Origin of the sequence: Kitasatospora sp. YST-16, assembly GCF_026802215.1 — a bacterium.
Lineage (GTDB): Bacteria > Actinomycetota > Actinomycetes > Streptomycetales > Streptomycetaceae > Kitasatospora > Kitasatospora cineracea.
Genome location: NZ_CP113837.1, coordinates 6849984 through 6862544 on the forward strand (window position 1 = coordinate 6849984; position 12561 = coordinate 6862544).

General features: G+C 73.6%; 10 protein-coding genes. 5 read left to right on the top strand and 5 right to left on the bottom strand.

Features of this window, described 5'->3' with window-relative positions; genetic code table 11:
• The first annotated feature begins 90 nt into the window (after positions 1-90).
• From OU787_RS30815 to OU787_RS30835, 5 genes are all read left to right on the top strand, one after another.
• Positions 91-1992, top strand: coding sequence for an RICIN domain-containing protein (locus OU787_RS30815; protein WP_030463820.1), 1902 nt, complete (start codon positions 91-93; stop codon positions 1990-1992).
• A gap of 316 nt (positions 1993-2308) precedes the next feature.
• Positions 2309-4030, top strand: a complete 1722-nt coding sequence (locus tag OU787_RS30820; protein WP_030463821.1) for a putative Ig domain-containing protein — start codon at positions 2309-2311, stop codon at positions 4028-4030.
• Between the two features lie 123 nt (positions 4031-4153).
• Positions 4154-5545 (top strand): radical SAM protein, encoded by a 1392-nt coding sequence (locus OU787_RS30825; protein ID WP_051817950.1) that lies wholly within the window; start codon positions 4154-4156, stop codon positions 5543-5545.
• Positions 5542-6603: an aminotransferase class I/II-fold pyridoxal phosphate-dependent enzyme gene (locus tag OU787_RS30830; protein WP_268661320.1), complete on the top strand. Its 1062-nt coding sequence runs from the start codon at positions 5542-5544 to the stop codon at positions 6601-6603. Before OU787_RS30825 ends, OU787_RS30830 begins: the two co-directional genes overlap by 4 nt.
• The gene (locus tag OU787_RS30835; protein ID WP_268661321.1) at positions 6600-7376 is read left to right on the top strand and encodes a class I SAM-dependent methyltransferase; all 777 of its coding nucleotides are present in this window, start codon (positions 6600-6602) and stop codon (positions 7374-7376) included. The genes OU787_RS30830 and OU787_RS30835 overlap by 4 nt, the downstream gene beginning before the upstream one ends.
• 11 nt (positions 7377-7387) lie before the next feature.
• On the opposite strand, the gene OU787_RS30840 is transcribed toward OU787_RS30835, so the two are convergent.
• Genes OU787_RS30840 through hppD form a run of 5 tightly spaced genes read right to left on the bottom strand, consistent with a single transcriptional unit; the run spans position 7388 to position 12527 of the window.
• The gene (locus OU787_RS30840) at positions 7388-8587 is read right to left on the bottom strand and encodes a type III PLP-dependent enzyme (protein WP_268661322.1); all 1200 of its coding nucleotides are present in this window, start codon (positions 8585-8587) and stop codon (positions 7388-7390) included.
• On the bottom strand, positions 8584-9585 hold the full coding sequence (locus OU787_RS30845) for an alpha-ketoacid dehydrogenase subunit beta (protein ID WP_268661323.1): 1002 nt from the start codon (positions 9583-9585) through the stop codon (positions 8584-8586). The genes OU787_RS30840 and OU787_RS30845 overlap by 4 nt, the downstream gene beginning before the upstream one ends.
• Positions 9582-10586, bottom strand: coding sequence for a thiamine pyrophosphate-dependent dehydrogenase E1 component subunit alpha (locus tag OU787_RS30850; RefSeq protein ID WP_268661324.1), 1005 nt, complete (start codon positions 10584-10586; stop codon positions 9582-9584). The genes OU787_RS30845 and OU787_RS30850 overlap by 4 nt, the downstream gene beginning before the upstream one ends.
• On the bottom strand, positions 10583-11497 hold the full coding sequence (locus tag OU787_RS30855; RefSeq protein WP_268661325.1) for a phytanoyl-CoA dioxygenase family protein: 915 nt from the start codon (positions 11495-11497) through the stop codon (positions 10583-10585). Before OU787_RS30855 ends, OU787_RS30850 begins: the two co-directional genes overlap by 4 nt.
• Positions 11498-11534: 37 nt before the next feature.
• Entirely contained in the window at positions 11535-12527 is a 993-nt protein-coding gene (gene hppD, locus OU787_RS30860; RefSeq protein WP_030463829.1) for a 4-hydroxyphenylpyruvate dioxygenase, read from the bottom strand.
• Between the last annotated feature and the right edge of the window lie 34 nt (positions 12528-12561).

A 12561-nucleotide genomic window follows, 5' to 3' on the forward strand; every position in this document is an offset into this window, starting at 1 on the left:
GCAGCCCCGACCCTCCGCGCGCACCGCCCCCGCACCGCCACCCCCGCACCGCCACCCCCACCGCAGGACCCCCACCCGAGGAGCCGCCCCATGCACGGACCGCACCGCGCCGCCCGCTCCGCCCGCGCCGCCGTGGCGCTCGCCCTGGCCGCCGCCGGCCTGGCCACCGTCGGCGGGACGGCCGCCCGGGCCGCCGACACCACCGCCCAGGTCTGGATCACCACCGCCGACGGCAGCAGCCGCCTCGCCCAGGCCGCGTCCGTCCCGTTCTCCGCCACCTCCCCGCAGGCCCAGGACATCTCGATCGACGCGGCCGACGTGCAGCAGCCGCTGGTCGGCTTCGGCGCCGCGTTCACCGAGTCCTCCGCGCACCTGGTGGCGGGCCTGTCGGCCACCACCCGGGCCGCGCTGATGAACGACCTGTTCTCCACCGCGGGCGGCGGCATCGGCCTGAACTACCTGCGCCAGCCGCTCGGCGCCTCCGACTTCGTCTCCCACCTGCCGTTCTACTCGTACGAGGACACCAAGGGCGCGTTCTCGATCGCCCGCGACCAGCAGGAGATCCTGCCCGCGATCACCCAGGCCCGCGCGGTCAACCCGAACATCCGGATCATGGGCACCCCGTGGTCGCCGCCCGCCTGGATGAAGACCTCGAACTCGCTGAACGGCGGCAGCCTGAAGCCGGAGAACTACGGCGACTTCGCCGACTACCTGGTCAAGGCGATCCAGGCGTACGGCGCGGCCGGCGCCCCGATCAGCGACCTGACGGTGGCCAACGAGCCCAAGTTCCAGACCACTTACCCCTCGACCGGGATGACGGCCGCCCAACAGGCCGACTTCGTCAAGGTGTTGGACGGCAAGCTGACCGCCGCGGGCCTGCCCACCGAGCTCTACGCCTACGACCACAACTGGGACGACACCGCCTTCCCGCTGGGCGTGCTCTCCCAGGACGCCTCGGTGGCCCGGCTCAAGGGCGCCGCGTTCCACTGCTACGGCGGGCAGCCGGAGGCCGAGCAGCAGGTCGCGGCCACCGGAAAGGCGGTGTTCTTCACCGAGTGCACCGGCACCGACTCCGCCACCCCCGCGCAGACCTTCAGCAACACGCTGAAGTGGCAGACCGAGAACCTGGTCATCCGCAACCTGCGCAGCGGCGGCCGCACCGCCGTGCTGTGGAACGTCGCGCTGGACGCCAACGGCGGCCCGCAGTACGGCAACTGCTCCACCACCTGCAACGGCGTGCTGGAGGTCAGCGGCGGCACGTACCGCAAGAACGCCGAGTACTACGTGCTCGGGCACGTCTCGAAGTTCGCCCAGCCGGGCGCCCACCGGATCGGCTCCACCAGCCAGGGCAGCGGCGGCCTGCAGGACGTCGCCTTCCTGAACCCGGACGGCTCGCGCGGCGCGGTGGTGCTCAACGCCACCGGCGGCTCCCAGCACTTCTCGATCAGCGACGGCGGCCGCTCCCTGGTCTACGACCTCCCGGCCGGCGCGGTCGCCACCTTCACCTGGCCCGGCGCGCCCACCGGCGGCGGCAGCACGGGCGGCACGGTCGACAGCGCGGCCTGGTACGCGCTGGCCAACGCCAACTCCGGCAAGTGCGTGGACGCCACCGGCTGGGGCACCGCCAACGGCACCGCCGTCCAGCAGTGGACCTGCGGCACCGGCGCCAACCAGCAGTGGCAGTTCACCCCCACCGACAGCGGCTACTACCGGGTCACCAACCGCAACGCCGCCGCGGCCGCCCAGGTGCTGGACGTCACCGGGGCGGCCACCGCGGACGGGGCCGAGCTGCAGACCTGGCAGTGGTCCGGCGGCGCGAACCAGCAGTTCAAGCCCGTCCAGCGGACCGACGGCAGTTGGACGCTGGTCAACCGCAACAGCGGCAAGTGCCTGGACGTCACCGACGTCTCCACCGCCGACGGCGCCCGCCTCCAGCAGTGGACCTGCACCGGCGGCCCGGCCCAGTCCTTCCGCCTCACCGCGACCGGCTGACCCGGCCGCCTTCCGAGCCGGGGCGGACGGTTGGTGGACCGGCCGCCCCAGGAGTGCCCGTCGCAGGTGTGCCTGAGCACCCGCGGCGGGCACTCCGCCGTCCGCGCCCCGTCGCTCCGGGATGTGTTGATTCCGGGTCAGCTGACACCGCGCCGACTCGACGTGTTCCGTTCAAGCTCCGATTACCCCACCATGGGACGGTGTCCCGCGCACCTACGCGCGTAGCACCCGGGTGCACCGGCACGTGCACGTGTCGTGCCTACGCGCGTAGGCGCACCCCAGTGACGCCCCAACCACGGTACGAGGAGATCAACAGATGATCAGGGCTTCGAAGGCCGCCCGTCCGGCCGCCCTCGCCGCGACCGGCCTGGTGCTCGCCGCCATGGCCGCGACCGTCCCGTCGCCCGGCGCGGCCGCGGCGACCACCGCCACCACCGCGGCCGTCGCCACCCCCAAGCGGGTGCTGTTCGACAACACCAAGGGCGAGACCGCCGGCAACGCGGACTGGATCATCTCCACCAGCCAGCCCGACCCGCTCGCCCAGAACGCCAACCCCAGCACCGAGACCTCCTGGACCGGCGCCATCTCCGCCTGGGGCGTCGCCCTGCAGAAGACCGGCAACTACAGCCTCAAGACCCTCCCGGCCGGCAACACCATCACCTACGGCACCGGCGGCGCGCTCGACCTCGCCAACTTCGACGAGTTCGTGCTGCCCGAGCCCAACATCCGGCTCAGCGACGCCGAGAAGACCGCCGTGATGAAGTTCGTCCAGAACGGCGGCGGCCTGTTCCTGATCTCCGACCACACCCAGAGCGACCGCAACAACGACGGCTGGGACTCCCCGGCCATCATCAACGACCTGCTCACCACCAACAGCGTCGACAGCACCGACCCGTTCGGCTTCTCCGTCGACCTGCTGAACATCACCACCGACAACCCGCGCGCCATCACCGACAGCACCGACCCGGTGCTCAACGGCCCGTTCGGGAAGGTCACCGGCTCGATCATCCGCAACGGCACCACCTTCACCCTCAAGCCCGCCGACAACCCCAACGTCAAGGGCCTGCTCTACCGCACCGGCTACAGCGGCAGCACCGGCGCCGCCTTCGCCACCTCCACCTTCGGCAGCGGCCGGGTCGCCATCTGGGGCGACTCCTCGCCGATCGACGACGGCACCGGCCAGTCCGGCAACACCCTCTACAACGGCTGGGACGACCCGGCCGGCACCGACGCCGCCCTCGCCCTGAACGCCACCGCCTGGCTCGCCCAGGGCAGCGGCGGCGGCACCACCGGCAGCGTCTCGCTCACCAACCCCGGCACCCGCACCGCCACCGCCGGCACCGCCACCAGCCTGCAGCTCGCCGCCACCGACACCGCCGGCGGCACCCTCGCCTACTCGGCCACCGGCCTGCCCGCCGGACTGACCGTCAACGCCACCACCGGCCTGATCAGCGGCACCCCGACCACCGCGGGCAGCTACAGCGTCACCGCCAAGGCCACCGACTCCACCGGCCCGTCCGCCACCGCCGCCTTCACCTGGACGGTCAACCCGGCCGGCGGCGGCACCGGCTGCACCGCCGCCCAGCTGATCACCAACCCCGGCTTCGAGACCGGCTCCACCTCCGGCTGGACCGAGACCAACAGCGGCGGCAGCAGCACCATCAACTCCAGCTCCAGCGAGCCCGCCCACAGCGGCAGCTACGACGCCTGGCTCGACGGCTACGGCGCCGCCAACACCGACACCCTCGCCCAGACCGTCACCCTCCCCGCGGGCTGCAGCAACTACAACCTGAGCTTCTGGCTGCACATCGACAGCGCCTCCTCCACCACCACGGTCTTCGACACCCTCACCGTCACCGCCAACGGCACCACCGTGGCCGGCTACAACAACACCAACGCGGCCGCCGGCTACCAGCAGCGCACCGTCAACCTGGCCGCCTACGCGGGCCAGAGCGTGACGCTGAAGTTCACCGGCACCGAGGACTACACCAAGCAGACCTCGTTCGTGCTCGACGACGTCAACGTCAACGTCTCCTGACGTCCGGCCGGAACCCGACACCCGCCGCGGGCGCCCGCAACGGCGCCCGCGGCGGGCCCGGCAACGGCGCCAGCAGGACAAATGCCGTTCCCCGGGCGGCGCGGTCGGAGGCATGATGGCGGGATGAACCGCACCGACCAGCGCTTCCACGTCATCGTGCTGTCGAACTTCGCCCGGGGATTCGACAAGTACGCGCTCGCCTACGGCAAGGCCGGCATCCCGGAGAGCACCTTCCCGGACCGGTTCCACCTGCTGACCCGCGCGGAACTGGGCATCGGCACCGCCAAGGCGGGCCGCCTGCTGGAGCGGCTGGCGATACCGGGCGACCGGCTGCTGGTGCTGGAGACCGCGGTCGACCCCGCCGAGCTGCGGCCCAACACCGCCACCGGCCTCGGCGCGGAACTGCACCGGGACCGGATCCGGCTGGCGGCCGTCCACGAGCCCGCCACGGAACCGGACGGGCGGATCACCCTGCGCCCGACCACCGTCGAGGACGCGATGGCCGCCTCGCTGCGGCTCAACCCCGACCTGGCCGCCTACGCCGACCTGCGGCCGCGCTCGGTCTCGGTCCTGCCGGTGGCCGCCGCCTGCCAGGCCAAGTGCGCGTTCTGCTTCTCCGCCGCCTCCATCTCCAGCGACCAGCCCCCCGCCCGGGTCCCGTGGGACACCGTCACCGCCTGGCTGGAGCGCGGCCGCACGGCGGGCGCCGAACGGGCCGTGATCACCGGCGGCGGCGAACCCACCCTGCTCCCCTTCGACCAGCAGCTGCGTCTGGTCGCCGCCTGCGCCGCCGCCTTCCCCAAGACCGTCCTGATCAGCAACGCGCACACCCTGGCCAAGCTCGCCCCCGCCGAACGGGCCGACCGGCTGGCCGAGTTGGCCGCCGCCGGACTGAGCGTGCTGGCCGTCTCCCGGCACCACCAGGACGACGACATCAGCGAACGGCTGATGTCCCTGCGCACCCCGGTCGCCGAGGTCGCCGACACCTGGCGCGCGGGCCGCGACCGCTGGCCCGGACTGCGGCTGCGGCTGATCTGCGTGCTCCAGCACGGCGGCGTCGCCGACCAGGAGGGCGTCGGCGCCTACCTGTCCTGGGCCGTCGCCCACGGCGTGGAGGAGGTCTGCTTCAAGGAGCTCTACGTCTCCACCAGCACCGAATCGCTCTACCACGACCACGCCGCCAACCGCTGGAGCCGCGACCACCAGGTCTCGCTCTCCGTCGTCACCGGCTTCGCCGAACGGCACGGCTTCACCGGGACGAGCAGCCTGCCCTGGGGCGCCCCGGTCTTCGACGGCAGCTGGGACGGCCGCCCGCTGCGGATCGCCGCCTACACCGAACCCAGCCTGCTCTGGGAACGCACCCACGGCGTCGCCCGCAGCTGGAACGTCCTGGCCGACGGCCGCTGCTACGCCTCCCTGGAGGACCGGGCCAGCGAGATCCTCCGGCCCGGCGCCCTCCCGGTGACGGCCCTGCCGATGACGGCTCGTCCCACTGCGGAAGGCGCGCCGGCATGAGGTTCGACGAGTTCCAGGCGTACCGGCAGCAGCAGCTCGCCGCCGACCCGTCCCTGCTGGACGCCGCCGAGACCAACGTCTACCGGGCCCTCGCCCCGCTGCGCCCCGAACCGGCGGACGGGGACGAGACCCGTACGGCGTACCGGTGCGACCTGGCCCGCGCCTGGCTGCGCCGCTACGGCCTGCCCGAGCCGTGGTCGCGCCGCGCCATGGTCGGCCGCGGCGTCCGGCACGGCCTCGAACTGCTGTTCCGGCACCTGCGCGCCACCGGCGCCCGGCTCTGGCTGCCCGCCGACGTGTACCCGGTCTACTTCGAGCTGGCCCGCGCCGCCGGACTCGACCCCGGCAGCTACCCGACCCTGCCCGCCCCCGACCTGCCGTCGGACCCGCCGGACGGCGAGCGCCCCGAGTACCTGCTGCTGGCCAACCCCAGCAAGCCGCTCGGCCGCCACCTCACCGACGCCGAGTGCGCCGATCTGACCGGCTGGCTGGAGCGCTCCGCGCACCGCCGCCTGCTGATCGACGCCGTCTACGACCTGGACACCCCGTTCGCCCCCGGCACCCGGCGGCTGCTGGAGACCGGCCGGGCCGTCCTGCTGCACTCGGTCACCAAGGGCTGGCTGCACCCCCGCAGCTTCGGCATCGTCCTGCTCGGCCCGGACGACACCGCCGCGGCCGAAGCCTTCCGGGGCGACCCGCCCAGTCAGGATCAACTCCGGCTGGCCGAAAGCCTGTTGTCCGACCACCCGGACACCCCCCGGCAGGTCGCCGCCGCGCTGGCCGACCGCGCCGAACGGCTCCTGGCCCGCCTGCCCGACGCCGTCCGCGCCGGGATCCCCGAGGCCGCCCGCACCAGCCCCGGCAACTACTTCTTCCCGGTGGAGACCCCGGCCGAGACCCTGCTGGCCGAACACGGGCTGCTCGCGATCCCGGCCACCGTCTTCGGCGACACCCCCTGGACCGGCTCCGTCCTCACCAGCCTCGCCGCCCCCTTCGCGCCCGCCACCGCACCCATCGCCGCCCCCGCCGCCGTCCCCGCCCCGGAGAACGCCCGATGAAACCGCTGCAGGACCTGGCCGTGTACGACGACGCGGAGTTCTACGACCGCGAGTTCGCCACCCGCGACCACGACGTCCCGTTCTTCCTGGAGCAGGCCGTCCGGGCCGGCGGCCCGGTGCTGGAGGTGGCCTGCGGCACCGGGCGGATCACCCTGCCGATCGCCCGCGCGGGCGTCGACGTCACCGGCCTCGACGTGATGCCCAGCATGCTCGCCCTGGCCCGCCGCCGCTCCGCCGCCGAGGGCCTGCCCGTCGAGTGGCTCGAACAGGACTGCCGCGACATCCGCACCGACCGCCGCTTCGCCCTGGTCTTCTCCGCCACCAACGCGATGCAGCACCTGCACGACCTGGACTCCGTGCTCGCCTTCCTCACCTCGGCCCGGGACGCGCTGCGCCCGGACGGCACGCTGGTGCTGGACGTCTTCAACCCCTCCCCGGCCAAGCTCGCCCGGCGCCCCGACGCGCCCTACCGGCACAAGTCGGTCACCGACCTGGACGGCGCCGAGCTGGAGGTGCGCGCGGCCACCGGTTACGACGCCGCCACCCAGGTGCTCCACTTCACCCTCGACTACCTGCGCGAGGGCGCCACCGTCCGGACCAAGAAGGTCAGCATGCGCTGCTTCTTCCCCGAGGAACTGCTCGCCCTGTGCCGGCTGGCCGGCCTCGACGTGCTGGAGCGCCACGGGGACTACGACCGCTCCCCGTTCACCGGCGCCTCGCCCAAGCAGATCCTGATCTGCCGGGCGGGCACCGGCGACCGGCGCCGACCCTGAGCCCGGCCGGGTCAGGCCCCGGCCGGGAGCACCGTGCAGGGCAGCGGGTCGAAGCCGTTGAACCCCTGGGTGAGGTAACTGACCGCGTACGCACCGGTGGAGAGGATCCACACCGGGTCGCCGGAGGCCGCCGCCCGGGGCACCGGCACCAGGCCGGTGGCGCCGCCGTGCGGGAAGGTGTCGTCGCTGTCGCAGGTCGGGCCGGCGATCACGGCGGGGACGCGGTCCTCGTCCGGATGGGTCGGGAAGACCAGCCGGTACTGCACCTGGTCCATCTCGTACAGGCCGTTGAACTTGCCGCAGCCCAGGTAGAGCCAGTGCTCCCGCTCGCCGTCCGGCTGCTGACGGTCCGTCAGCCGGTAGACGTGGGTGCGGATCGCGCCCTGGTCGGCGACCAGGTGGCGGCCGGGCTCCAGGACGAAGTCCAGCCGGCCGCCGTGCAGTCGGCGCAGCCGGTCGATGCCCTGCCGGACGGTGCCGAAGATGTCGTCGAGCGGCGGTTCCAGGGCGGTGCCGTACCGGTCGGCGTAGCCGAGGGCGGGCAGGCCGCCGCCGAGGTTGACGTGGCCGAGCCGGATGCCGTCCCGTTCCAGCTCGACCATGACGTCGGCGAGCAGGTCGAAGGCGGCGGCCCAGGCCCCGGAGGTCAGCTGCTGCGAGCCGACGTGCACCGAGAGCCCGGCCGGGGTCAGTCCGGCGTCCCGGGCGGCGGACATCACCCGGACGGCGTCCGCGGCCGAGCAGCCGTACTTGCGGCTCAGGCCCCAGAGCGCGCCCTCGCCGCTGGTCGCCAGGCGGCAGAACACCCGGGCGCCCGGGGCGTGTTCGGCGATCGCGGCGACGTCGGCCAGGCTGTCGGTGGCGAAGTCCCGGATGCCCAGGCGGTGGGCCTCGGCGATGCCCCGGTCCGACTTGACGGTGTTGCCGTAGTGCACCTGCTCGACCGCGGTGCCGGTGCGCAGTGCCTGGACGATCTCGTTCGGGCTGGCGGCGTCGAAACCGGCGCCGAGCGTGGCGAGTTCGGCCAGCACCTCGTCCACCGGGCACGCCTTCATGGCGAACCGGATTGCCACGCCCGGGAGTTCGTCCTGCAGCGCGCGGTAGCAGCGGGTGATGCCGGCCAGGTCGTAGAAGATCCGGTCGTCGCCGGACGCCGCCAGGGCGGAGCGCAGCGCTGGGCTGAGGGAGGTGAGTTCGGCGGTCAGGTTCAACGGCCCCGGTCCTCGTCGTGCGGGGGCGTCGGGATCCGCTGCTTCGTCACCGCGCGGATGGCGTCGCGGAGTTGGTCGCGGTGCGGTTGCAGGGCGCGGTCGAGCGCGGGGGCGAACGGCAGCACGGTGCCGTCCGGCCGGGTGATCCGCCGGGGCGGGGCGAGCAGGCGCATCTCCTCGGCGGCGGTGGCGAGGATCTCGGCGCCGATGCCGCAGCTGCGGTTGGAGTCGTCGATGACGACCAGCCGCCCGGTGCGCTCCAGCGAGGCGGCCAGCGCGGTCCAGTCGAAGGGGTGCAGGGTGCGCGGGTCGAACACCTCGACCGAGACCTCCGGGGCGAGTTCCTCGGCGACCGCCAGCGCGTCGTGCACCAGGTGGCCGACGGCGACCACGGTGACGTCGGTGCCTTCGCGGTGGATCCGGGCCCGGCCGAGCGGGATCGGCGCCAGCTCCCAGGTGACGGTCTCCCGCACCGGCAGGGCGGCGGCCGGGGCGAACACCACCACCGGGTCCGGGTCGGCGATCGCCGAGCGCAGCAGCCCGTAGGCGTCGGTGGGGGTGGCCGGGACGACGGTCTTCACCCCGGCGTGCGCGAACAGGCCGTACGGGTGGTCGGAGTGCTGCCCGGCCCAGCCGTCCCGGGAGCCGGAGCCCGGCACCAGGCAGGTCAGCGGGACACTGGCCTGGCCGCCGGTCATCAGCGAGAACTTGTGGGCCTGGTTGACGAGTTGCTCGAAGACCAGGAACAGCAGCGAGGGGATCTGGAACTCGATCACCGGCCGCCGCCCGGTCAGTGCGGCGCCGATCGCCATCGAGGTGAACGCCTGCTCGGAGAGCGGGGTGTCGACGATCCGGCCGGAGCCGAACCGGTCCAGCAGGTTGAGGGTGGGGCCGGCCAGGCCGGCGCCGATGTCCTCGCCGAACACGCAGACCGCCGGGTCGGCGGCGAGCGCGTCGGTGAGCGCCCGGTTGAGGGCCTTGGTGTAGGAGAGCCTCATGCCGACGCCCCCGCCCTGGGGCGCAGCCCGTCCGCGTACAGGTGGTCCGACGCGCCTTCCGGCGAAGGGTGTTCGGAGCCGAGCGCGAACTCCCGTGCGGCGTCCAGCTGGTGGGCGACCGAGGCGTCCAACTGCCCGGCCAGGCCGGGCGGCAGGAGGGCGGCGGCGCGCGGCAGCGGGTCGAGGGTGCGCCAGTCGGCGACCTCCTCGGGGGTGCGGTAGCGCAGTCTCATCAGCCGTTCCATGGTGTGGTGGCCCTCGAAGCGGTAGGTGCGGCACTCGAGGAAGCCGGGGCCGCCGCCGTTCGCCGCCCGCTCGACGGCCGCGGCGGCCGCCGCGCGGACGGCCTCGGTGTCCATCCCGTCCACCTCGGCGGCGGGGATCCCGAAGGCGGCGGCCCGGCCGGTGGCGCTGCCCGCGACCGCGGTGGCGGCCGGCAGCGTGGTGGCGTAGCCGTTGTTCTCGCAGACGAACAGCACCGGCAGCCGCCACATCGCGGCCAGGTTGAAGGACTCCAGCAGGACGCCCTGGTTGAGCGCGCCGTCGCCGAAGAACGCGACGGCGACCCGGTCCTCGCCGGCCTGCCGGGCGGCCCAGGCGGCGCCGACCGCGATCGCGCCGCCCGCGCCGACCATGCCGTTGGCGCCCAGGATGCCGAGCGAGAAGTCCGCGGCGTGCATCGAGCCGCCCCGGCCCCGGTTCAACCCGCCGGTGCGGCCCAGGAGTTCGGCCAGCAGCCGGTCCGGGGCCGCGCCCTTGGCGAGCACGTGGCCGTGGCCCCGGTGGGTGGAGGTGATCCGGTCCTGCGGGCGCAGCGCGGCGCAGACGCCGACCGCCACCGCCTCCTGCCCGATGTAGGGGTGGATGCCGCCGGTGATCTCCTTGGACCTCACCAGGCCGAGGGCGAGCTCCTCGAAGCCGCGGATCAGCCGCAGCATCCGGTAGCGCCCGGCGGGGGTACCCAGGTCGGTCGGATCGTGCCGGGTCACCGGCCGGGTCACCGGGCTCCCCGCCAGATCACCGGGCAGATCTCGGGGTCGGCGTAGTCGGGGCGGCCGTCGGCGGTGCGGCGGACCAGCACGTCGTGGTTGTAGGAGGCGGCGGTGCCGTCCGGGCGGGTGGCGTGCCGGTACTCGTTGGCGCCGTCCTGGAGGTGCAGCGAGATCGCCCGGCGCGGGAAGTCGGCCAGGTTGGCGCCGCTGCCGTGGTAGGTGCGGCAGTGGTGGAAGCTGACGTGCCCCTTCGGGATGACCACCGGGACCTTGCGGACCTCGGCGCCGTTGTGGGCGGCGTTGGCGGCGAGGATCGACTCCAGTTCGGAGCGGTCGCGCTGGGCGAAGTGCCGGGTGGCGTCCTCCCGGGAGGGGAGTTCCTGCCAGCGGTTGCTGCCGTCGACCATGGTGATGGTGCCGTTCTCCACCCCGCAGTCGTGGAACGGGATGAAGGCGGTCAGCATGTCCTCCGAGGTGGAGGTGTGCCAGTAGTGCTTGTCGAAGTGCCACGGCACCTGGTTGGAGGGCTCGCCGGGCACCGGCGGCTTGAGGATCAGGGTCGACTGGAAGATCCGGATCTCCTCGGCCCCGGCGAGCACCGCGGCCACGGCGCCGACCAGCGGCTTGCGCAGGATCGCGGCGATCGCGTCGCTCTCGTGGTGCACGTAGTCGTTGTGCCGCTGGACCGGCCCGTGCGCGGGCTCCCAGGCGGCCAGGTTCGGCGGCCGGACGGCGAGGGTGCGGTCGCGGTGGCCCTCGTAGTAGGCGTCGGTGGCGGCCTGGAGGGTGTCGATCTCCTGGTCGGTGAACAGCTTCCCGGAGAGGTACCAGCCGTGCTCGCGGTAGCCGGCCACCTCCTCGGGGGTGGGCAGCAGGGCGGTCTCGGCCGCGGTCAGCTCGAACTCGGTCACGGTGGTCACGGGGCGTGCCTCCTCGGAGGGGCGGTCGGGGGCGGGGTCAGGCGGAGGCGGTGGCGCGCTGGCGCTCGACGGCCTCGTACAGGGCCTTGATGTTGGCGGTGCCGAAGGTGCCCGCGCCCTGGCGCTCGATCAGCTCCAGGAAGAAGGTCCGCCGGGGGTGGGTCGAGCGGGCGAAGATCTGGAACAGCTGGCCGCCGTGGTCCTGGTCGACCAGCACGTCCAGCTCGCGCAGCGTCTCCACCGGGATCGCGGTGCCGCCGAGCCGCTCGGCCAGGCCGTCGTAGTAGGTGCCGGGGGTGGTGAGGAACTCGACGCCGTGCGCGCGGGCGGTGCGGACGGCGGTGGCGATGTCGCCGGTGCGCAGCGCCAGGTGCTGGACGCCCGCGCCGTCGTGGTCGGCGAGGAAGGTGTCGATCTGGCCGGGCCGGCGGCCGGTGTCCGGCTCGATCAGGGTGAAGGTGACGTCCCCGGAGGGGCTCTGCACCACGCTGGAGTCCATCGCCTGCTCGCCGACCTCGATGTACTCGCCGAAGATCAGCCGCATGCCGAGCGCGGCCTCGCAGAACCGGACGGACGCGGCGAGCTGCCCGGCGGGCACGCAGATCGCGACGTGGTCGAGGGCGTCCAGCAGTTCGCCGCCGGCCGGGCCCGGGGCGCCGTCCGGCAGCGGGACGAACCGCAGCGCAGTGTCGCCGAACCCGGCGACCAGGGCGCCGTCCCGGTCCAGCACCTCGGCGCCGTGCCGCTCGGCCCGCTCCAGGGCGTCCTGAGGGTCGGTGCAGCCGAGCGCGAGCACGGCGACGCCCTCGCCGTGCCGTTCGACGTAGCGGGCCACCGGGTGGTCGGTGTTCTCGCTGGAGTGCAGCCGCAGCCGGATGCTGCCCTGGTGCAGGTGGACGGACCGCACCCCGGGCTTCCACACCGGCTGCTCGGCGTCGCGCCGGAAGCCGAAGCCGCGCTGGAGTTCGGTGGCGCTCTGCGCGGCGTCCGCGCAGTGGTACTCGACGTGGGTGATCGTCTGGATCGACAAGACGGGGCTCCTGAGGGGGAGTCGAAGGCGGAGG

What these genes read in the sequence shown, in the direction of transcription:
- OU787_RS30825 (WP_051817950.1), top strand. Translation starts at nt 4,154, where the DNA reads ATGAACCGCACCGACCAGCGCTTCCACGTCATCGTGCTGTCGAACTTC.
- OU787_RS30845 (WP_268661323.1), bottom strand. Translation starts at nt 9,585, where the DNA reads ATGAGGCTCTCCTACACCAAGGCCCTCAACCGGGCGCTCACCGACGCG.
- OU787_RS30820 (WP_030463821.1), top strand. Translation starts at nt 2,309, where the DNA reads ATGATCAGGGCTTCGAAGGCCGCCCGTCCGGCCGCCCTCGCCGCGACC.
- OU787_RS30815 (WP_030463820.1), top strand. Translation starts at nt 91, where the DNA reads ATGCACGGACCGCACCGCGCCGCCCGCTCCGCCCGCGCCGCCGTGGCG.
- OU787_RS30835 (WP_268661321.1), top strand. Translation starts at nt 6,600, where the DNA reads ATGAAACCGCTGCAGGACCTGGCCGTGTACGACGACGCGGAGTTCTAC.
- OU787_RS30830 (WP_268661320.1), top strand. Translation starts at nt 5,542, where the DNA reads ATGAGGTTCGACGAGTTCCAGGCGTACCGGCAGCAGCAGCTCGCCGCC.